Consider the following 20,073-nt stretch of genomic DNA (forward strand, 5'->3'; position numbering starts at 1 on the left):
GTCGCCACGGGGCGCCGCGGACCGCCCGCGTTCGGGCGTGGGGGTGCGTCTGGACTACGATCACCCCCATGTCGCTGAGCGAGTTCGTCGTCGTCGCGTCCGAGGCCGGAGGCGAGGGGCACAGCCCCTGGCCCTACGTCATCGGTGGTGTCGTCCTGCTGGTCGCCCTCCTGCTGCTGGCCGGGCTCCTCGCCTTCGCCGGCGGTCGCGAGCACAGCTGAGGTGAACGCCGCGGCGGGGCGTCGCATCGGTGTGATGGGCGGGACGTTCGACCCCATCCACCACGGCCACCTCGTCGCGGCCTCCGAGGTCGCGTCGTTCTTCGACCTCGACGAGGTGGTGTTCGTCCCCACCGGCGACCCGTGGCAGAAGTCCGACCGGCACGTCTCCCCGGCCGAGCACCGCTACCTGATGACGGTCATCGCGACCGCCTCGAACCCGCGGTTCCGCGTCTCCCGGGTCGACGTCGACCGCGCGGGGCCGACGTACACCGTCGACACCCTGCGGGACCTGCGCGCCCAGCTGCCCGGGGCGGAGCTGTTCTTCATCACCGGCGCGGACGCGCTGACCAACATCCTGACCTGGCGCGACACGGGCGAGATGTTCGCCCTGGCCCGCTTCGTCGGCTGCACGCGGCCCGGCTACGTGATGGACACCTCCGCCCTGGCGGACCTGCCGTCCGACCGGGTCACCGTGCTGGAGATCCCGGCCCTGGCCATCTCCTCGACCGACTGCCGCGAGCGCACGCAGCGGGGCGAACCGGTGTGGTACCTCGTGCCCGACGGCGTGGTGCAGTACATCGGCAAGCACCGTCTCTACACGCCCGACCCGGTGCCGAGCCCCGTGCTCGACCCGGCGCCCGACCCGGCGCACCACCCCGTGCCCGACCACCAGCCCGACCCCCAGCCCGACCCCCTGAGAGGCCCCGCATGAGCGCTACCGACCGCGCCGTCGAGCTCGTCATCGCCGCCGCCCGCGCCGCGTCCGACAAGCTCGCCACCGACATCCTCGCCTTCGACGTGAGCGAGCAGCTCGCGATCACCGACGCGTTCGTGCTCGCCAGCGGCAGCAACGACCGCCAGGTGAAGGCCATCGTCGAGGAGGTCGAGGACAAGCTGCGCGAGGTCGGCGCCAAGCCGGTGCGCCGCGAGGGCGAGCGCGACGGCCGCTGGGTCCTCATCGACTACGGCGAGATCGTCGTGCACGTGCAGCACGAGGAGGAGCGGCAGTTCTACGCCCTCGAGCGGCTCTGGCGCGACTGCCCGACCATCGCCCTGCCCGCGGACGTCACGGCCGGCGAGCGGTGAGCGCGCAGCCCGGTCACGGGCTGCGCACCCTGGTGCTACTGCGGCACGGGGAGACGACCTGGAACGCGGAGCGCCGCATCCAGGGCCAGGTCGACGCGCCGCTGAGCGAGCGCGGCGAGACGCAGGCGGCCGCGGTCGCCCCGGTCCTCGCCACCCTCGACCCCGTCGTGGTGTGGAGCTCCGACCTGCAGCGCGCCGCGCGCACCGCCGCCCGGGTCGCCGCGGCGGCCGGGCTGGAGGTGCGTACCGACCCGCGGCTGCGGGAGTTCGGCCTCGGCGAGCGCGAGGGCACCACGCACGAGGCGTACGCCCTCGAGCACCCGCACGAGTACGCCGACTTCGTCACCGGCCGCTGGAGCTCCGTGCCCGGCGCCGAGACGCTGACCGGCGTGCGCGAGCGCCTCGAGGCGTGCCTGGGCGAGCTGGCGGACCTGGTTCCGCCCGGGCGCTGCGGCGTCGCCGTGGCGCACGGGGCCGCGCTGCGCGTGGCGGTCGAGGCGCTGGTGCAGGGCACCCACACCGAGCCGTCGGCGTACGCGGGGATGGGCAACTGCCGGTACGCCGTGCTGCGCGAGCGCCCGCTGGCGCGTCCCGACGAGCCGCGCTGGCGGCTCCACGCCTACGACCGCGGCGGCGATCCGGTGCCCGCGGACGAGGCCGTCGCGGTGGGGGCCTGACCCTCGATTCGCTTCCGCGAAACGTGTTGGCTACTATTCCGCAGGTCGCTCGCCAGCACGGGAGCGGACGAGATGGGGCTGTGGCGCAGCTGGTAGCGCATCTGCATGGCATGCAGAGGGTCAGGGGTTCGAGTCCCCTCAGCTCCACCATCGAGCAGGAGCCCGGACCGCACGGTCCGGGCTCCTTCGCATTTGCTTCACTGGACGGGTGAGTCCCTCCCGCCCGGCCCCCTGGTGGCCGCACGTCGCCGCCTACGGCCCCGGACTCGTCGCCGGCGCCGCGATGATCGCCGTGGCGGAGGCGCTGGCCGCACTGGTACGCCTGCGTGTCGGCGTGGTGGGCGCTGTCGCCGAGCTGGTCCGCGACGTCGCGCCGGGCGCCGCGGTCGAGGGGTTCATCGCACTGGTCGGCACGTGGGACAAGCCGCTGCTCAGCGGGATGGTCGTCGCCGGCGCGCTGGTCCTCGCCGCCGTGTCCGGTCGGTGGCGCTGGGGGCTGCTCGGGCTCGTCGGCCTCGGCGCGGTCGGGCTCACCGCCGTGCTCGTGGAGTCCCGCCGCTCCGGCGAGGCAGGCGCCTCGGCGCTGACCGGCGCCGTGCCCGCCGTGGTCGCGACGGCCGTCGGGGTGGCGCTGCTGCAGGTGCTGCTCGACGCCCGCCGCGCCAGCGAGCAGACCCGCAACCCCGACGCCCGCCGCCGGGTCCTCGTGCTGCTCGGGGTCGTCGCGACCGGGGCGGTCCTCACCGGGGCCGCCAGCAGGGTCATCGGCGGCGCCCGCCGGGGCGTCGAGCAGGCGCGCGCGGCGTTGCGCCTGGACGTCACGGGCGGCCGGGTGCCGGCGGGTGCCGACCTCGACGTCGCCGGCCTGGGGCCGTGGCGCGTCGCCGCCGCCGACTTCTACCGCATCGACACGGCCTTCGCCGTCCCGCTCGTGCACCCGGACGACTGGCGCCTGCGCATCCACGGGATGGTCGAGCGGGAGGTGGAGCTGGGCTTCGCCGACCTCGTCGAGCGCGAGCGCACCGAGGCGTGGACGACGCTGACCTGCGTGTCCAACGAGGTCGGCGGCGGACTGGTCGGCAACGCCTGGTGGAGTGGCACCCGGATCGCCCCGCTCCTCGCCGAGGCCGGTGTGCTCCCGGGCGCCGACGCGGTCCTGCAGACCTCCAGCGACGGCTGGACCTGCGGGACGCCGCTCGAGGCGCTCACCGACGAGCGCGACGCGCTGCTGGCGTACGCGATGAACGGCGAGCCGCTGCCGCTCGAGCACGGCTTCCCGGTGCGGATGGTGGTGCCCGGCCTGTACGGCTACGTCTCCGCGACCAAGTGGGTCGTCGACCTGGAGGTGACCCGGTTCGCGGACTTCCGGGCGTACTGGACCGAGCGGGGCTGGGGCGAGCGTGGGCCGATCAAGACCCAGTCGCGCGTCCTCGTGCCGCGCCCCGGCGACGAGGTCGGCGCCGGGGAGGTCGTGCTCGCCGGTGACGCGTGGGCGCAGCACACCGGCATCGAGCGGGTCGAGGTGCAGGTCGACGGGGGCGCCTGGCGCGAGGCCGACCTGGGCACGGTGCCCAGCCGCGACACGTGGGTGCAGTGGTCGACGACGGTACGCCTGGACCCCGGCGAGCACGTGGTCGTCGTGCGGGCCACCGACGCCGCGGGGCAGACCCAGACGGCGACCCAGGTGGGCGTGCTGCCCGACGGCGCCACCGGGTGGGACCAGGTGCGGTTCACCGTCGGCTGAGTCAGCCCTCCACCTCGGCCAGCGAGCCACGCCGCACCAGCCGGCCCTCCCGCGTCAGCTCCAGCACCACGTCGACGCCGAGCCGGGCCAGGAAGTCGTGGTCGTGGCTGACCACCAGCAGCGCCCCGCGGTAGGTGGCCAGCGCGTCCACCAGCTGCGTGACGCTCGTCAGGTCCAGGTTGTTGGTCGGCTCGTCGAGGACCAGCAGCTGGGCCGGCGGGTCGGCCAGCAGCAGGCGCGCCAGGCTGACGCGGAAGCGCTCGCCGCCGGAGAGGGTCGCGACCGGACGGTCGACGCTCGCGCCGCGCAGGAGCATCCGGGCGAGCTGACCGCGCACGACCCCGGGGTCGGTCCCGGGGGCGACGGCGCGCACGTTGTCCAGGGCGCCGAGCGACTCGTCGAGGTCGTCGAGCCGCTGCGGCAGCACGGCGTACCGGTCCGTGAGGAGCCGCGCCCGCGGCCCGTCGCCGGGTCCCTGCTCCGCCGGGTCCCCGACGAGGCGGCGCAGCAGCCGGGTCTTGCCGACACCGTTGCCCCCGACCAGGGCGACGCGTTCGGGACCCTGCACGACGACCGGGCTCGCCGGGTCGCCCAGCTCGGCGAGCCGACGCGATCGCGCGACCCCGGGGTCCGGCAGGTCGAGACGGATGTGCTCGTCGTCGCGCACGCGCGCCTCGGCCGCGTCGAGGGCCGCGCGGGCGGCCTCGACCTTGTCGTCGAGGTTGCCCCGCAGGACCCCGGCGGAGACCTGGGCGGCGTTCGCCCGCTTGCCCGCGACGATGCGCGGCAGGCTGCCCGCGGCCTTGCGGGCCGCCCGCTCACGTCGCGCCAGCTTGGTCTCCGCCTCCACGCGCTGGCGCTGCTCGACCTTGAGGCGCTGCTCGGCGGTGCGGGCCGCCTGGGCGGCCGCGTCCTGCTCGGCCGCGAGGTGCTCCCGCCAGGCGGTGAAACCGCCCCCGAACGCGGTGAGGCGGTTGGCGTGCAGCTCCGCGGTGGCGTCCATGCGGTCGAGCAGCTCCACGTCGTGGCTGACGACCACGAGGGTGCCCGGCCAGCCGTCGACCAGGTCGGCCAGCCGCGCGCGCGTGCGCCGGTCCAGGTTGTTCGTCGGCTCGTCGAGCAGCGTGACGCCCGCGCGGCGCAGGCGCAGCCCGGTGACCGCGACCAGCATCGTCTCGCCGCCCGACAGGGTGCCGACCCGTCGGTCCAGGTCGGTGGGCAGGCCGAGCTCGTCGAGCGCCGCGACCGCGCGGGCCTCGACGTCCCAGTCGTCGCCGACGGCCTCGAAGTGGGCCGGGTCGGCGTCGCCGCCCTCGATCGCCCGCAGGCCGGCGAGCGGTGCGGCGACGCCGAGCAGGTCGGCGACCGACGCGGCGGCACCGAGCGTCACGGTCTGCGACAGGTGGCCGACGTCGCCGGTCACCTCGATGCTGCCCCCGGTCGGCGCCAGGAGGCCCGCGACGAGCCGCAGGAGGGTCGACTTGCCGGAGCCGTTGTCGCCGACGAGGCCGGTGCGTCCGGTCCCGAAGGTGCCGTCGAGTCCGGTCAGGGCCGGGGTGCCGTCGGGCCACTCGAAGGTGAGGTCGCGCAGGACGACGGCGGAGGAGGGGGAGGCGGGTGCAGGCATGAGCAGCTCCTGGGACGCCCGGGGCCGGGCTGGTCGGGGCAGGGAGGGACCGGGACACGGGGCCGCGCACGTGCAGCGGCCGGGGTCGGGTCTCAGCTCATGGCGTCGACCGTAGCGGTCGCGGGGACGGGTGCGCACCCGGTTTTCCGCCCGCTACGGTCGGGCCCGCCCCGACCCAACGACGAGAAGGAGACCGGCCATGGCGCACCTCGCGATGGTGAGCATCCCGGCCCCCGGCCACGTGAACCCGAGCATCGAGGTGATCCGCCGGCTGGTCGAGCGCGGCCACCGCGTCACCTACGTCAACGACGCCTCCTTCCGCGAGCCGATCGAGGCGGTGGGCGCCACGCTCGTGGCGTACCCCTCCGTCCTGCCGGCCGTGAACCACGGCGGACGCGACCCCGAGCAGGGGGAGGGGGCGGGCGAGGCGTTCGAGGGCGACGCGATCGACCACCTGTCGACGTTCCAGGACGAGTACGAGGCGATGCTCCCGGTGGTCGAGGCGGGGTTCGCCGACGACCGGCCGGACCTGTTCCTCTACGACATCGCCGGCATCCCGGCCCGGATCCTCGCCGACGAGTGGGGGATCCCCGCGCTGCAGCTCTCGCCGACCTACGTCGCGTGGGAGGGCTACGAGGAGGACATGGCGGAGTTCACGACCTGGCTGCGCACCGACCCCCGTGGGGCTGCGTACCTCGGCCGCCAGCGCGCCATGCTGCAGGCCCACGGCGTCGAGGCCGACTCGTTGACCTACCTCGGTCGTCCGCCGCGCTGCGTCGTGCTGGTGCCGGAGGCGATGCAGCCGAACGTCGAGCGCGTGGACCGCGACGTCTACACGTTCGTCGGCCCCGCGGTGCGACGCGCCGAGGCGGGGGCGTGGACCCCGCCGGCCGACCGCCGGGTGCTGCTGGTCTCGCTCGGCACCGCCTTCACCCGCCAGCCCGAGCTGTACCGCCGCTGCCTCGAGGCGTGGGGAGGCGCCGAGGGCTGGCACCTCGTGCTGCAGGTCGGGCAGCACGTGCGCCCCGACGAGGTCACCGGCGGCGCACCGCTGCCCGAGGGGGTCGAGATCCGGTCCTGGGTGCCGCAGCGCGAGATCCTCGAGCACGCGGACGTCTTCCTCACCCCCACGCCGGCATGGGCGGCTCGAACGAGGGCCTGGCGACCGGGACGCCGATGATCGCGGCCCCCCAGGACGTCGACCAGTTCGAGAACGCCGACGCGCTCGTCGGCGCCGGGGTGGCCGTGCGCATCGACTCCGCGACCGTCGACGTCGCCGGGCTGCGCGACGCGCTCGCCGCCGTGACCGCGCCCGAGGTCGTCGCTCGCTCGGCGGCGCTGCGGGCCGAGCTGGAGCGGCTCGGCGGCGCGGACGCGGCGGTCGCGATCGTCGAGGAGATGCTCGGGCGCCGGGGCCGGGCGGGCTGAGAGGCCCTCCACCCGGCCTACGATGGCGCGCGTGACGTCGACGGGCACCTCGCTGCGCCAGCAGGCGTACGACGCCCTGCGGGCCCGCATCGTGGGCCTCGACCTGGAGCCCGGCGCACGGATCGTCGAACGCGACGCGGCCGCCGAGCTGGGCGTGTCCCGGGTGCCGCTGCGCGAGGCGCTCCAGCTGCTCGAGGCCGAGGGTCTCGTCGTCCTCGTCCCGCGGCAGGGGGCGATGGTCGCGCCGTTCACCGTCGCCGACGTCCGGCACCTGTTCGAGGTGCGCGAAGCCGTCGAGGTGCCGGCCGCGCGGCTGGCGGCAGCGCGGCGTACGGAGGCCGACCTCGCGGAGCTCGGGCACCGCGTCGAGGCGGCCACGGCGGCCCTGGCGCGGGGCGACGACGGCGCCGTCGCCGCCCAGAACGCCGCGTTCCACCGGGCGGTGACGGCCGCGGCGCACAACCCGCTGCTCACGTCGCTGACCGCGCCGCTCGAGGCCCGCGTGCAGCGGCTGTTCCACCTCACGCGCGGACGCGACACGCGCGAGCAGTGCCGCGACCACGCCGGGGTCCTCGACGCCATCCGGGCCGGTGACGGCGAGGTGGCGGCAGGGGAGTACCGCCGCCACATCCTCGCCGGCCTCGAGCCGACGCTGGCCGTCGCGCGCACCTGGTCCGGTCCCGCGCCCGACCCGCTGGCGGTGACCCGCACCCGCAAGCGCGCTCAGCGCGCCCGGTCGAGCTCCGCCACGACCTCGACCTGACCGGCCGCGGCGGCGAGGTCGCGCGGTGCGACGCCGTCGCGGTCGCGGATGGTCGGGTCGGCGCCGGCCGCCAGGAGCCGGCGCACGACCTCGACGTGGTCGGGGCCGCCGTCCCCGAGCACCACGGCCTCCAGCAGGGCCGTCCAGCCGAGGTCGTTCACGTGGTCCACGGGCACCCCGGCCTCGATGAGCAGCGCGACGTTGTCGAGGTGCGCGTGCTCGCTCGCCGGGATCAGCGCCGTGCCGCCGAAGCGGTTGGTGCTCGCGACGTCGGCCCCGTGGGCGATGGTGGCCGCGAGGATCTCGGTGAGGCCCTCGGCGCCCGCGTAGAGGAACGCGGAGTCCTCGATGACGTCGCGCGCGTCCGGGTCGGCGCCGGCCTCGAGCAGGGCGAGGGCGATCTCGGTGTCCCCGGCGCGGGTGGCCAGCAGCAGGGGAGTACGCCCGTCGCCGTCGCGGACCTCGAGGTCGGTGCCGTGGGGCAGCACGGCCTGCACTCCCGCGAGGTCGTGCGCGGCCACGGCGCGCACGAGACCGGCGGTCGGGTCACCGGTGCGGGGCGGCGGCGGGGTCACCGGCGTGCCGGTCGGCGTCGCTGGTGGAGTCGGCACCGACGCGCGCTCGGCGCTGCCGGGGGCGCAGGCGCTGACGGCGAGCAGGACGAGCAGGACGAGGAGCGCGGGGGTGGGATAGGGACGCACGTTAGTGGTATACCAAACGCATGGCCGATCTCCGCATCACGAACGTCCGTCCCTGGGGCGGCGAGCCCGCCGACCTCGTCGTCACCGACGGGGTCCTGACCGACGTCGCGCCCCGCGTGCCGGCGGGGACCGGCAGCCCGGCGGAAGCGGCGGAGCCCGGATCGTCCGCGGTGCTCGACGGCGGCGGGCTGCTCGCGCTGCCCGGGTTCGTCAACGCCCACGCCCACGTCGACAAGAGCTGGTGGGGCGCGCCGTGGGTCTCCTGGGGCGGGGAGGCGACGACGCAGGGACGGATCGCCCACGAGCGCGCCGAGCGCGACGCGCTCGGCATCCCGGGCCACGACTCCACCGTCGCGGTGCTGCGCGAGCTGTTGCGTCACGGCACGACGGCGGTGCGCACGCACGTCGACGTCGACCTCGGGGTGGGCCTGCGCGGGATCGAGACGGTGCGCGCCGCGGCGGCGGAGCTCGACGGGGCGCTGGCGCTGGAGCTGGTCGCCTTCCCGCAGGACGGCGTGCTGCGCCGGCCCGGCGTGCTGGACCTGCTGCGGGCGGCCGCCCGCGCGGGCGTGGACCACGTGGGCGGCATCGACCCGGCCTCGATCGACCGCGACCCGGTGGCCCAGGTCGAGGCGCTGGTGGACCTCGCCGCGACGGAGGGGGTCGGCATCGACCTCCACCTGCACGACCCGGGCGAGCTCGGCGCGTTCCAGTGCGAGCTGCTCGCCGACCGCGTCCGGCGGGCCGGGCTCGGGGGACGGGTGACCGTCTCCCACGGCTTCGCGCTCGGTGACGTCGGTCCGCTGGGGCCCGGCTCGGTCGGCGCCGCCCGGCAGGAGGCGCTGCTCGACGACTTGGCCGCGGCGGGGATCGCCTGGACGACCGTGGCGCCCGTGCGCACGGTGCCGCTGCCGTGGCGGCAGATGGTCGAGCGCGGCATCGCGCTGGGGCTGGGCACCGACGGGATCCGCGACCTGTGGTCGCCCTACGGCGACGGCGACCTGCTGCGCGTCGCGCTCGGCTTCGCACGCCTGCACGGACTGCGCACCGACGACGACCTCGTGGCCGCCGTGCGGCTCGCGACGAGCGGGGGCGCGGCCTTCGTCGGCCGACCGCAGCACGACCTCGTCGTCGGCGCCCCGGGCGACGTGGTGCTGCTCGACGCGGAGAACGTCGCCGACGCGCTCGTGCGCGCCCCGGTGCGCCGCCACGTCGTCGCGCGCGGCCGGGTGGTCGTGCGCGACGGCGAGCCGACGGTGTGAGCGCTGCGGCGCGGCGGGACGGTCAGGCCGCGTGGTCCGCGCGCCCGGTCGGCTGCCCGTCGTGGCGGCCCGGCACGATCTCCCACCGCTGGCGGGGCAGCGCCTCGGGGTCGTGCTCGCGCACCCAGGTCACGAGACCCTCGCGCACGAGGCACTGCAGGTCCCACAGCAGCCCGGGGTCGTCGGCGGTGACGCTGGCCCGCACGGTGACGAGCCCCTGCGTCGCGTCGGTGACCACCATGCCGCTGGAGCGGCCGTTGTAGAGCGGCGTCGAGTCCAGCAGCCGCTCGAACTCGGCGCGCAGACCGGAGAGGTCGGTGCGCCAGTCGAGTTGCAGCAGCACGGTGCCGATCATCTCCGTGTCCTTGCGCGTCCAGTTCTCGAACGGGGTGGTCGTGAAGTAGGTGCACGGCAGCACGACGCGGCGGTCGTCCCAGGTCTTCACCACCACGTAGGACAGGGTGATCTCCTCGATCGTGCCGTACTCCTCGTCGACGATCACCGTGTCGTCGATCCGGATCGCGTCGCTGAACGCGAGCTGCAGCCCGGCGAACAGGTTGCCCAGCGTCGACTGCGCCGCCAGGGCGGCGACGACGGAGACCAGACCGGCGGAGGCCAGCAGGCTCGCGCCCACCGCGCGTACGCCCGGGAAGCTCAGCAGGATCGCGCCCAGGGCCAGGAAGACGATCGCCACGACGACGACGCGGCGGGTGACCTGCACCTGCGTGCGCACGCGCTTGGCGTTGCGCGGGTCCAGGCCGGCGTCGGCGCGGCGCAGCGCGGCGTCGACGGCGAACAGCATGACCACCGCGAGGAGCCAGGCGCCGTTGATGATCCCCAGGATGCGCAGCGCCAGGGCCAGGGTGTCCCAGAGCTCGGCGCCGTCGCCGCGGGGGCGGTTGGCGGCCACGACGGCGTTGAGGCCGACGACGAGCACGAGGACGCGGAACGGGAACCGCGCGGCGCGGACGAGCGCCTCGGCGGGAGGCCAGCGCCGGCCGAGGCGGCGGACCGCGAACGGCACCACGGCACCGATCGCGACGGACACCGCGACGACCACGGCGACCGAGACGAGCAGGTCGGAGGATGCAGGAGGCATACCTCCCACCGTGCGCAGGTTCTTCGCGCGAGACAAGTGAGACGCCTCGCACCCGGTGCGTCGAAGGCGGGATCTAGGTTGGCCCCATGGTGAGCGTGGCCCTGCGGGCGTCCGGCCGGTGGCGAGCGTGAGCCCGCGGGTGCTGGTGGTCGACGACGAGCCCGCCCTCGCGCGGGCGCTGGCGATCAACCTGCGCGCCCACGGCTGGGAGGTAGTGACGGCCGCCGACGGCCGCGGCGCGCTCGAGGCGGCTGCGGCCGCCCACCCCGACGTCGTGCTGCTCGACCTCGGGCTGCCCGACCTGGACGGCACCGAGGTGCTCGCCGGCCTGCGCGGCTGGACCACCGTGCCGGTCGTCGTCCTCTCGGCCCGCCAGCACGGCGAGGACAAGGTGGAGGCGCTCGACCTCGGCGCGGACGACTACGTGACCAAGCCCTTCGCGATGGACGAGCTGATGGCCCGGCTGCGGGCCGCCGTGCGGCGGTCCGCGGTCGCCGCGCCCGTCACCGCGCCGGTCGTCGAGGTGGGCGACCTCGCCATCGACCTGGCCCGCAAGAAGGTCGCGCGCGCGGGCGTCGACGTGCGCCTGACGCCGACCGAGTGGGGGTTCCTGGAGTTGCTGGCCCGCAACGTCGGACGGTTGGTCACCCGCGAGCAGGTGCTGCGGGAGGTGTGGGGCCCCGGCTACGAGCAGGAGACGCACTACCTGCGCGTGTACGCCGCGCAGCTGCGCGGCAAGCTCGAGGCCGACCCGGCGCACCCGCGTCACCTCGTGACGAGCGCCGGGCTGGGCTACACCCTCGAGCCGTGAGGAGCCGACCCGGCCGCGGGGACGGCCTCCTAGGCTGTGGCCCGTGACCTTCTCCGAGGTGCTCTTCCCCGGCCGCCACCACGCGGTCACCGGCTTCCAGGTCGACTTCCTGCACCGGCTGCTCGCCGGCGAGGTGCGCGACGCCGACGACGTCGTGGTGCCGTTGGCGGACGACGCCGTCGTGGTGTGGGCCGTGACCTCGGCCAACCACGCGTGGACCCGGCGCAACCCGTTGCCCGGGCACCGCCGCGAGGCGCTGGTGGAGCGGGTCAGCGTGGCCGCCGACCTGCCCAGCCTCGTCGTGCTGGTGCCCGACGTGCCGCAGCACCCCCGCTTCGCCGAGCTGGTCGTCACCACGGTCGCGACCGCCCTGGGCCACCGTCCGCCGCCGGACCCGGCGCGCACCCTCGTCGCCTGCTCCACGCCCGCGGTCGCCGAGTCCTACCGGGCGCTGGGCTACACCGTGGTCGGCGTCGAGGACGCCGTGAGCGACGACGCCGACGAGCAGCCCTCCCGGCCCTGGGAGGTCGTCGAGCGCCTCGCCCACGGGGACGCCTCCTGGCGGCTGCTGGCGCACCCGGGCACGGTCGCGCACTACGAGCGCTACGGCGTGCCCGAGCTGGTCACCGAGCTGTTCTCCGACCCGGTGGTCTCCAGCGAGGGCGACCTGACCACCACGCGCGACTACCGGACGTACGCGGCGTCCTTCGAGACCGCCTCGGGGCGCAAGTACGACCAGGTCGGCCACCTGCTGGAGCCCGGCCGCGTCGTCGACGTCGGCTGCGCCACCGGCGGCCTGCTCGAGCGGATCGCTGCGGACCCGCGCTTCGGCGAGTCCGACCTCTTCGGCGTCGACATCGCCCGCCCGCTGCTCGACGAGGCCGAGCACAAGAAGGCCACCGGCGTCTTCGCCAACCCGAACATCTGGTTCGTGCGCGCCAACATCCTCTCGGGGCCCGTGATGCCCGCCGGATCGGTCGACTCGACCGTCACCGTGGCGCTGACCCACGAGGTCTTCTCGTACGGCGCGGGGCGCGCGGACGTCGAGGCCTTCGCGCGGCGCGTCGCCGAGCACACCCGGGTCGGCGGCGTCTGGGTGAACTCCGACGTCCTCGGCCCCGACGAGCCCGACCGGGTCGTGGACCTGCAGCTGCGCTCCGACGACGGCGCGAACCCGGCCGCGGCCCGGGAGGACCTCGACGCGCTCGAGCGCGCCGAGGTGGCGGCGTACGTCGGGGGGCTGTCGACCGACGCGCGGATGCGGCAGTTCGCCCACGACTTCCCGCGCCTGAGCGGCGCCGCCTTCGTGGCCCGGTCGCTGGGCGAGGGCCGCTGGCGGCTGCGGCTGGGGGACGCGATGGAGTTCCTCACCACCAAGGACTACGCCGACAACTGGCTCAGCGAGTGCCACGAGAGCTTCTGCGGGCTGACGATGGCCGACTGGCGGGAGGTGCTGACCGGCGCGGGGCTCACCCTCGACCCGACCAGCGTCGCGTGGCGCAACGACTGGCTGGTCTCCGAGCGCTTCGCGCCGACGGCGCGGCTGCACGACGTGGAGACGGGCGACGAGCTCGACTGGCCCGTCACCCACGTGCTCACGGTCGCGCGGCGCCCACCGGGCTGAGGGCGGTCCCGGTCGTCGTCTCCGGGACCCGGTCGGCCCCGGCGTAGACCGTGAAGCGGTCGCCGCGGGAGAAGCCGACCAGGGTCAGGTCGGAGCGGCGGGCCAGGTCGACGGCCAGCGACGACGGCGCGCCCACGGCGGCGAGCACGGGGATGCCCGCCATCACCGCCTTCTGGGCGAGCTCGAACGACGCGCGGCCCGAGACCTGCAGCACCGTGCCGCCCAGCGGCAGGCGCCCCTCGCGGTGCGCCCAGCCGACGACCTTGTCGACGGCGTTGTGGCGTCCGACGTCCTCGCGCAGGCACAGCAGGGTGCCGTCGGCGTCGAACAGGCCGGCCGCGTGCACGCCACCGGTGCGGTCGAAGTCCTTCTGCCGCTCGCGCAGGGCGTCGGGCAGGCCGGCGAGGACCCCCGGGTCCACCCGGGTCGTGTCCGCCGCGAGGTCGTGCGAGGAGATGGTGGCGACCGCGTCGAGCGAGGCCAGGCCGCACACGCCGCAGGCGCTGGTGCCCTCGACCCGGCGCTCGCGGGAGCGGGCGAGGTCGAGCGCGGCGGGGGAGACGCCCGCGTCGACGACGTTGTAGGTCTGCAGGCCGTCGGGGCCCACGCCGGCGCAGTAGCGCAGCGACATGAGGTCCGAGGCGCCGCGGACCACCCCGTCGCCGACCAGGAACCCGGCGACCAGGTCGAAGTCGTCGCCCGGCGTGCGCATGGTCACGGCGTACTGCTCCCCGCCCACCCGCATCTCGAGCGGCTCCTCGACGGCGACCTGCTCCTCGTGGTGCCGTGCGCTCGCCTCGGTGAGGTGGTGCGCGACGGCGCGGACCCGGCGTACGCGTTTCTTCGACACGGCGTCCAGCGTAGGTCAGCGGGTCGGGTCGCCCGGCGAGATCCCCGCCCGGTCCAGGTCGGCGGGGGTGTCGACGTCGGCGGCGACCTCGGCGGGCACGGGGACCTCGCGCAGCGCCAGCCGGCCGACGACCGCTCGGAGCGGGAGCCCGGCAAGACCGGCGAGCCCGGCGTCCGGCGTATGCGCGGTGGCGGCGGCGAACGCGTCGTGCAGGGCGAGGACGGGGTAGACGGCGGCGAGCCACTGCCGACGCCCGTCCGGGTCGACGGCCACGAGCGCGTCGCGGGAGTCGTCGGCGGCCCCGGCGGCCGCCGTCACCAGCGTCCGTGCGAGGTCGCCGGCGCGCGGGAGGTCGACGGCCAGCACGAGGACGTGCGACACGGAGGGGGGCAGGAGGCGTACGCCCGCGTGGAGAGCAGCCGCCGGGCCCCCACCCGGCGGCTGCTCCCGAGCCCGGAGCACGGACCCCCCGACGGGACGGCTCGGGCCGACGACGACGCAGGGCTGCGCGCCGACGTCCCGCGTCGCCGCGACGACGAGGTCGAGCAGCCGCTCACCCCGAACGAGCAGCTCGGCCTTGTCGAGCCCGCCGAGGCGGCGCCCGGCCCCTCCCGCGAGCACGACGGCGGCCAGGTCCATGGCCCGGATCGTACGGCGGCGGTGTCGGGCGACGTCCGACGAGCAGCCGGGCGACGCGGACCGGCCAGGCCGGTCATTAAGAACACTAAAGCGATAGAGAAAGAACGGGTGGGGTGTCCGGTGGGTGGGACGGCTTGTTCGACCGCATCCTTGACGAACGCCTGCGGGAGGAGTTGATTGACGATCAACCAGGAGGTTGAACGTGGATGACGGCGTGCTCGACCGGGCGTTCGCCGCGCTGGCCGACCCGACGCGGCGCGACATCGTCGCCCGGCTCTGCGACGGCGACGCGACGGTGAACGAGGTCGCGGCGCCGTACGCGATGTCGCTGCAGGCGGTCTCGAAGCACCTCGCGGTGCTGGAGCGAGCCGGGCTGGTGCGCCGCACGAGCGTCGGACGCCAACGGCGCTGCAGCGTCGAGACCGCGACGCTCGACGCCCTCACCACGTGGCTCGACCGGCACCGGCGGGCCGTCGAGTCCCGCTACCGCTCGCTCGACCTGCTCCTTGCCCGCACCGGCAGCGAGCAGCCCGACCAGCCGACCGACCCAGCGAGGAGACCGTCATGACCACCGGCCCCACCACCAGCAGCAACCCCGACGTCACCGTCGTCACCGAGCCGGGCCAGCCGACGGTGCGCATCACCCGTGAGTTCGACGCCCCACCCGCGCGGGTCTTCGCGGCCCACGTCGACCCGGACCTGTTCGCGCAGTGGGTCGGCCCCGCCGACCTGACCACCGAGATCCGTGCGTGGGACGCGACCACGGGCGGGCGGTGGAGCTACGTCGCACGCCGGGGCGACGAGGCGTACGCCTTCTTCGGCTCGTTCCACGAGATCCGCGAGGGCGAGCGGATCGTGCAGACCTTCACCTTCGAGGGAGCCCCCGACAGCGTGTCGCTGGAGGTGCTGACGCTCGTGCCCCTCGACGGCGGGCGCACGCGGCTCGAGGCGCTGTCCGTCTTCGAGAGCGTGGCCTCGCGCGACCAGATGGTCGCGAGCGGCATGGAGCACGGCGTGGCCGAGGGCTACCGCTCGCTCGACGCGCTGCTGGCGTCCCCGCGAGCGTCGTCGTGAGCGCCGCCGAGCAGCACCGCGCGGACGCCGCGCGGTTCGGCGCGGTCGTGGCCGCCGTGGAGGACTGGGACGCGCCGAGCCCCGTGCCCGAGTGGCGGGCGCGCGACGTCGTCGACCACCTCGTGACGTGGCTGCCGGGCTTCCTCGAGGGCTCGGGGATCGTCCTCGTCGCCGAGCCGACGACCGACCCGGCCCAGCGGTGGGCGGGGCACGCCGCCGCGGTGCAGGCCGTGCTCGACGACCCGGACCTCGCCGGTCGGAGGTTCGCGCAGGCGCACCTCGGCGAGGTCGTGGTGGGCGAGGCGATCGACCGCTTCTACACCTCGGACGTCGTCTTCCACACGTGGGACCTCGCGCAGGCGGCCGGGGTGCCCCACGGGCTCGATCCCGAGCGGTGCGCCCGGACGCTCGCGGGCATGGAGCCGATGGACGCGATGCTGCGCGGCAGCGGCCAGTTCGGCCCGCGCGTGCCGGTCGCCCCGGGCACGCCACCCGCCGACGCCCTCATGGCCTTCCTCGGCCGCGACCCGGCCTGGCGCACCCGCTGACCGACCGGCGGGGATCAGGAGCCGAAGCGCAGGTCGAAGTCCTCGACGAGGATGCTGGCGCGGGAGCGGGCGTCGGCGAGCCAGCCGAGCGGTCCGTCGGCGGGGGAGGACCAGCGGGCGCGGGCCGGACGCAGCGCCCGGGCCCGTGCGCTGATCGGTGTCCACCGCGTCCGGGCCCCCGGCGCGTCGACCGGCCCCACCGGGACCGTCTGCACGATCGCGGCGGGCAGCCGCAGCGGCAGGGGTACGCCCGGGGCCCGCGACGCCGTGAAGGCCGCGGTCGCCAGGGTGCGGCCGTCGGCGCGGGCGCAGAGCAGTCCCTCCGACGCCGTCGGGCCGGCTGCGCCGTCCAGGTCGAACTCCGCCAGGTCCTTCGGGACGCCCCACAGCTCCCGCCCGCCGGCGCGCGAGGCCGGGGAGTCGACCCAGATGTCGGTGATCGCGAGCCCGACCTGGGCCCGGTCGCGGACGAGCACGCCGGCGAGCAGCTCGGCGTACGTCATCTGCCCCGGAGGGGCGTAGGAGACGAACATGGTGAGGGCCAGCCGTCCCAGCGGCGCGACGCCCGCGGGCAGCTGCGGCAGGCGCGCGCGGGGCGACAGGGACCAGGAGCTCACCCACCCGCGCCCGGTGAGGTCCCAGGGCTGCGGCGGGTAGGCGGCGCTCACGCCGGCTCCCGGTCCGCGATCCGCAGCGCGCCGGGCGCGTCCGCGGGCACCACGGGGTGCGCGGGCGCCACCGGCGCGACCCGCCGGTACGCCTCGCCCAGCGGCGGCCGGGGGTCCGCCTGGCCCTTGTTGGGCCACAGCGCCACGGCGCGCTCGGCCAGCGCCGTGATCGACAGCGACGGGTTGACGCCCAGGTTGGCGCACACCGCGGAGCCGTCGACCACGTGCAGACCGGGGTGGCCGTGCACGCGGTGGTAGGGGTCGATGACGCCCTCGGCCGCGCTCTCGCCCATCGGGCAGCCGCCGATGAAGTGACCCGTGGTGGGGACGTCGACCAGGTCGTTCCAGGCGCCCGCGGGCTCGCCGTCGACCTGCTCGGCGATCCGCCGCGCGAGCGCGTGGCCGGCCGGGATCCACACGGGGTTCGGCTCGCCGACACCGGGGCGCGCGGTCAGGCGGCGTCCCGCGCCGCGCCGCAGCCGCCGCGAGCGCAGGCTGGTGGTCAGCGAGTTGTCGAGCGACTGCATCACCAGCAGCACGATCGTGCGCTCGGACCAGTCACGGGGGTCGTGGAAGGCCAGCAGGGAGCGCCGGTTGCGCCACATCTGGCGCAGCCCGATCCGCCAGCGGGCCACGCCCGGCTCGGGGTCGGCCAGGGTCGCCATCAGCAGCGCCATGGCGTTCGAGCCGGGGCCGTAGCGCACCGGTTCGACGTGGGTGTCGTCGTCGAGGTGGATGGAGGAGGTGATCGCGACCCCCTCGCTGAAGTCCGTGCGTCCGTGCCGGCCCGAACGCTTCGCCCGCACCCCGAGGATGGCCTCGGAGTTGGTGCGCGACAGCTCGCCGAGACGGTCCGAGAGGTGGGGCAGCGAGCCGGAGGCCTTGAGCCGGTGCAGCAGCTTCTGGGTGCCGAGCGCGGCCGCGGAGACGACGACCTGGTCGGCGGTGAAGGTGCGCCCGGCGCGGAACGACCCCGACGCGCGGGTGGTGACGGCGTACCCGCCCCCGGGCAGCGGCCGCACGTCCGTGACCGTGGTCAGCGGGTGCACCTCGGCTCCCGCCTCCTCGGCGAGGTGCAGGTAGTTCTTCACGAGCGTGTTCTTGGCGCCGACCCGGCAGCCGGTCATGCACGAGCCGCAGTCGGTGCAGGCGCGCCGCTGCGGTCCGCGGCCGCCGAACCAGGGGTCGGGCACGACCGCGCCGGGCGCGACGCCGTGGTCCTCGGCGCGCAGCACGCCGATCGGGGTGGGCACGAACGTCGCGCCGACGCCCAGCCCGTCCGCGGCGTCGCGCATCACGACGTCCGAGGGGGTGCGGCGCGGGTAGGTGGTGACGCCGAGCATCCGCCGTGCCTGGTCGAAGGGGGCGCGCAGCTCGTCGCGCCAGTCGGTCAGGTGCGCCCACGAGGGGTCGCGGTAGAACGCCTCCGGCGGTTCGTAGAGCGTGTTGGCGTAGACGAGCGACCCGCCACCGACGCCGGCGCCGGAGAGCACGAGGACGTCGCCCAGCAGGTCCATCCGCTGGATGCCCGTCAGCCCGGCGCGCGGCGCGAAGACGTAGTCGCGCAGCCGCCACGACGTGGTCGCGAACTCGTCGTCGGCGAAGCGCCGCCCGGCCTCGAGCACCCCGACGCGGTAGCCCTTCTCGGTCAGCCGCAGGGCCGTCACCGAACCGCCGAAGCCGGACCCGATCACGAGGACGTCGTAGTCGTGCGCCATGCCGTCACCTCCTCCAGGTCCGCGACGTCGAGCGTCGCGAGCCGCTGCTGGTACTCCCTGACCGTGCCCGGCCAGTTGGTCGTGATCCGTCCGGCCGCGGTGCGGTACCAGCTGACGCAGCCGGCCCAGACGCTGCGCGCGAGCCGGTCCTGCATCTCGGCGTCGTAGGCGGCGGCGACGTCGGGGGCCACGTCGAGCGACGCGACGCCGCGGGCTCGAGCGCGCCGCAGCGCGACGGCGAGCTGCGCGACCCACGCGGCCTGGGGCTCGAGCATCCCGATGATGCTCGAGCCACCCAGGTTCGTGTTGGGGCCGTACATCATCGCCAGCCCCGGGAACCCCGGCACCGTGACGCCGAGGTGGGCGTGGGCGCCGCCGGCCCACACGTCGGCGAGGCGTACGCCGTCGCGTCCGGTCACCTCCACGCCCGCGAGGAAGTCGGCGGCCGCGAACCCCGTGCCCCAGACGACCACGTCGGCGCGGTGGCGCCGCCCGTCGTCGTCGACGAGCGCGTCGGCCTCGACCCGGGCGACGCCGGCGGTGACGACGTCGACGTGCGGCCGGTCCAGCGCCGCGTACCAGTCGTTCGAGAACAGCAGCCGCTTGCAGCCGATCGGGTCGCTCGGCAGGAGGCGGGCCCGCAGCGCCGGGTCCTTCACCCGCAGCCGCAGGTGCGCCCGCCAGACCCGCAGCAGCGCCGCCGGCAGCCGCGAGCCCGCGAGCTCGCCGGTCAGTGCGCCGTTGAGCCACTCGGTGAGCCGGAAGTACGCTCCGCGCTCGAGGCGCCGCAGCGGCCCGCAGCGGCGCAGCAGCGAGCGCAGCACCGCCGGGTAGCGGCCGTCGGCCTTCGGCACCACGTAGGGCGCCGAGCGCTGGAAGACGGTGACCGACGCGGCCACGTCGGCCACCCGCGGGACGAGCTGGATCGCGCTGGCGCCGGTGCCGACGACCGCCACGTGCCGGCCGCGCAGGTCGACGTCGTGACGCCAGGTCGCGGAGTGGAAGGCGGGTCCCGCGAACGAGCCGAGGCCGGGCAGCGCCGGCACCACGGGCTCGCTGAGCTGGCCGACCGCCGGCACCACGAGGTCGGTCTCGAGGGTGCCGACCGTCCCGTCGCGGAGCGTCGCCACCGTCCAGCGGCCGGACGCGTCGTCGTACGCCGCCGCGGTCACCGTGGTGCCGGTGCGCACGAGGGGCCGCAGGCCGCGGCGCTCCACGACGTCGCGCAGGTAGGCCAGGATGTCCGGCTGCTCGGAGTACACCCGGCGCCAGCCCGGGTTGGAGTCGAACGAGTAGGAGTACAGCGCCGAGGGCACGTCGCACGCGGCACCGGGGTAGGTGTTGTCGCGCCACACGCCGCCGACGTCGTCGGCGCGCTCGAGGACGACGACCTCGACGCCGACCTCGCGCAGGGCGAGCGCGGCGGCGATCCCGGCGAACCCGGCGCCGACGACGACGGCGTGCAGCGGGCTCTCGGTGCCGTCGGTCGGGGCGGCCGGGCCGGTCGGGTCGCTCATGGGGCGACCGTAGGAG

The 20,073-nt window shown here is 75.7% G+C and carries 22 protein-coding genes and 1 tRNA gene; 15 read left to right on the forward strand and 8 right to left on the reverse strand.

The features are described from left to right. Nucleotides 1-68 precede the first annotated feature (68 nt). The 6 genes from RDV89_RS18920 (at nt 69) to RDV89_RS18945 (ending at nt 3,728) form a co-directional block, all read left to right on the forward strand. On the forward strand, nt 69-221 hold the full coding sequence (locus RDV89_RS18920) for a hypothetical protein (protein WP_315735649.1): 153 nt from the start codon (nt 69-71) through the stop codon (nt 219-221). A gap of 1 nt (nt 222) precedes the next feature. Beyond that, on the forward strand, nt 223-933 hold the full coding sequence (gene nadD, locus RDV89_RS18925) for a nicotinate-nucleotide adenylyltransferase (RefSeq protein ID WP_315735651.1): 711 nt from the start codon (nt 223-225) through the stop codon (nt 931-933). Next, nucleotides 930-1,307, forward strand: a complete 378-nt coding sequence (gene rsfS / locus RDV89_RS18930; protein ID WP_315735652.1) for a ribosome silencing factor — start codon at nt 930-932, stop codon at nt 1,305-1,307. Before nadD ends, rsfS begins: the two co-directional genes overlap by 4 nt. Further along, on the forward strand, nt 1,304-1,984 hold the full coding sequence (locus RDV89_RS18935; RefSeq protein ID WP_315735654.1) for a histidine phosphatase family protein: 681 nt from the start codon (nt 1,304-1,306) through the stop codon (nt 1,982-1,984). The genes rsfS and RDV89_RS18935 overlap by 4 nt, the downstream gene beginning before the upstream one ends. Before the next feature lie 74 nt (nt 1,985-2,058). After that, nucleotides 2,059-2,134: transfer RNA gene (locus RDV89_RS18940), tRNA-Ala, on the forward strand. Nucleotides 2,135-2,192: 58 nt separating this feature from the next. Beyond that, nucleotides 2,193-3,728 (forward strand): molybdopterin-dependent oxidoreductase, encoded by a 1,536-nt coding sequence (locus RDV89_RS18945; protein WP_315735656.1) that lies wholly within the window; start codon nt 2,193-2,195, stop codon nt 3,726-3,728. A gap of 1 nt (nt 3,729) precedes the next feature. On the opposite strand, the gene RDV89_RS18950 is transcribed toward RDV89_RS18945, so the two are convergent. After that, nucleotides 3,730-5,355, reverse strand: coding sequence for an ABC-F family ATP-binding cassette domain-containing protein (locus RDV89_RS18950; RefSeq protein ID WP_315735658.1), 1,626 nt, complete (start codon nt 5,353-5,355; stop codon nt 3,730-3,732). A gap of 199 nt (nt 5,356-5,554) precedes the next feature. Here RDV89_RS18950 and RDV89_RS18955 point away from each other — a divergent pair, with 199 nt between their 5' ends. From RDV89_RS18955 to RDV89_RS18965, 3 genes are read left to right on the forward strand one after another with little or no spacing between them, the layout of a single operon-like run. Further along, the gene (locus tag RDV89_RS18955; RefSeq protein WP_315735659.1) at nt 5,555-6,535 is read left to right on the forward strand and encodes a glycosyltransferase; all 981 of its coding nucleotides are present in this window, start codon (nt 5,555-5,557) and stop codon (nt 6,533-6,535) included. After that, entirely contained in the window at nt 6,532-6,783 is a 252-nt protein-coding gene (locus RDV89_RS18960) for a hypothetical protein (RefSeq protein ID WP_315735661.1), read from the forward strand. The genes RDV89_RS18955 and RDV89_RS18960 overlap by 4 nt, the downstream gene beginning before the upstream one ends. Nucleotides 6,784-6,814: 31 nt before the next feature. Beyond that, nucleotides 6,815-7,546, forward strand: a complete 732-nt coding sequence (locus RDV89_RS18965; RefSeq protein ID WP_315735663.1) for a GntR family transcriptional regulator — start codon at nt 6,815-6,817, stop codon at nt 7,544-7,546. Here RDV89_RS18965 and RDV89_RS18970 read toward each other — a convergent pair. Further along, nucleotides 7,507-8,247, reverse strand: a complete 741-nt coding sequence (locus RDV89_RS18970; RefSeq protein WP_315735665.1) for an ankyrin repeat domain-containing protein — start codon at nt 8,245-8,247, stop codon at nt 7,507-7,509. The genes RDV89_RS18965 and RDV89_RS18970 overlap by 40 nt on opposite strands. Before the next feature lie 20 nt (nt 8,248-8,267). Here RDV89_RS18970 and RDV89_RS18975 point away from each other — a divergent pair, with 20 nt between their 5' ends. After that, the gene (locus tag RDV89_RS18975; RefSeq protein ID WP_315735666.1) at nt 8,268-9,509 is read left to right on the forward strand and encodes an amidohydrolase family protein; all 1,242 of its coding nucleotides are present in this window, start codon (nt 8,268-8,270) and stop codon (nt 9,507-9,509) included. A 22-nt stretch (nt 9,510-9,531) separates the two neighbouring features. On the opposite strand, the gene RDV89_RS18980 is transcribed toward RDV89_RS18975, so the two are convergent. Beyond that, nucleotides 9,532-10,608 (reverse strand): mechanosensitive ion channel family protein, encoded by a 1,077-nt coding sequence (locus RDV89_RS18980; RefSeq protein WP_315735667.1) that lies wholly within the window; start codon nt 10,606-10,608, stop codon nt 9,532-9,534. A 127-nt stretch (nt 10,609-10,735) separates the two neighbouring features. Here RDV89_RS18980 and RDV89_RS18985 point away from each other — a divergent pair, with 127 nt between their 5' ends. Next, on the forward strand, nt 10,736-11,419 hold the full coding sequence (locus RDV89_RS18985; protein ID WP_315735669.1) for a response regulator: 684 nt from the start codon (nt 10,736-10,738) through the stop codon (nt 11,417-11,419). A 43-nt stretch (nt 11,420-11,462) separates the two neighbouring features. After that, nucleotides 11,463-13,043, forward strand: a complete 1,581-nt coding sequence (locus RDV89_RS18990) for a methyltransferase domain-containing protein (protein WP_315735671.1) — start codon at nt 11,463-11,465, stop codon at nt 13,041-13,043. Here the strand turns inward: RDV89_RS18990 and fdhD are convergent. Both fdhD and mobA read right to left on the reverse strand, forming a co-directional pair. Further along, nucleotides 13,015-13,893: a formate dehydrogenase accessory sulfurtransferase FdhD gene (gene fdhD / locus RDV89_RS18995; RefSeq protein WP_315735673.1), complete on the reverse strand. Its 879-nt coding sequence runs from the start codon at nt 13,891-13,893 to the stop codon at nt 13,015-13,017. The genes RDV89_RS18990 and fdhD overlap by 29 nt on opposite strands. A gap of 15 nt (nt 13,894-13,908) precedes the next feature. Continuing rightward, complete coding sequence (gene mobA / locus RDV89_RS19000; protein WP_315735675.1) at nt 13,909-14,532, reverse strand: molybdenum cofactor guanylyltransferase; 624 nt, start codon at nt 14,530-14,532, stop codon at nt 13,909-13,911. A gap of 202 nt (nt 14,533-14,734) precedes the next feature. Here mobA and RDV89_RS19005 point away from each other — a divergent pair, with 202 nt between their 5' ends. Genes RDV89_RS19005 through RDV89_RS19015 form a run of 3 tightly spaced genes read left to right on the forward strand, consistent with a single transcriptional unit; the run spans nt 14,735 to nt 16,154 of the window. Continuing rightward, entirely contained in the window at nt 14,735-15,100 is a 366-nt protein-coding gene (locus RDV89_RS19005) for an ArsR/SmtB family transcription factor (RefSeq protein WP_315735677.1), read from the forward strand. Beyond that, a complete protein-coding gene (locus tag RDV89_RS19010) occupies nt 15,097-15,606 on the forward strand; it encodes an SRPBCC family protein (RefSeq protein WP_315735679.1) in 510 nt (169 codons plus the stop codon). The genes RDV89_RS19005 and RDV89_RS19010 overlap by 4 nt, the downstream gene beginning before the upstream one ends. Continuing rightward, nucleotides 15,603-16,154, forward strand: a complete 552-nt coding sequence (locus tag RDV89_RS19015; RefSeq protein WP_315735682.1) for a maleylpyruvate isomerase family mycothiol-dependent enzyme — start codon at nt 15,603-15,605, stop codon at nt 16,152-16,154. Before RDV89_RS19010 ends, RDV89_RS19015 begins: the two co-directional genes overlap by 4 nt. Nucleotides 16,155-16,168: 14 nt before the next feature. Here the strand turns inward: RDV89_RS19015 and RDV89_RS19020 are convergent, their stop codons facing one another. From RDV89_RS19020 to RDV89_RS19030, 3 genes are read right to left on the reverse strand one after another with little or no spacing between them, the layout of a single operon-like run. Then, the gene (locus RDV89_RS19020) at nt 16,169-16,822 is read right to left on the reverse strand and encodes an acetoacetate decarboxylase family protein (protein WP_315735684.1); all 654 of its coding nucleotides are present in this window, start codon (nt 16,820-16,822) and stop codon (nt 16,169-16,171) included. Continuing rightward, nucleotides 16,819-18,540 carry a GMC oxidoreductase gene (locus tag RDV89_RS19025; RefSeq protein WP_315735686.1) on the reverse strand — a complete coding sequence of 574 codons (1,722 nt, stop codon included), beginning with the start codon at nt 18,538-18,540 and terminating at the stop codon, nt 16,819-16,821. The genes RDV89_RS19020 and RDV89_RS19025 overlap by 4 nt, the downstream gene beginning before the upstream one ends. Further along, entirely contained in the window at nt 18,513-20,057 is a 1,545-nt protein-coding gene (locus tag RDV89_RS19030) for a flavin-containing monooxygenase (protein ID WP_315735688.1), read from the reverse strand. The genes RDV89_RS19025 and RDV89_RS19030 overlap by 28 nt, the downstream gene beginning before the upstream one ends. Between the last annotated feature and the right edge of the window lie 16 nt (nt 20,058-20,073).

This window comes from Nocardioides imazamoxiresistens (genome assembly GCF_032378595.1).
Classification (GTDB): domain Bacteria; phylum Actinomycetota; class Actinomycetes; order Propionibacteriales; family Nocardioidaceae; genus Nocardioides; species Nocardioides imazamoxiresistens.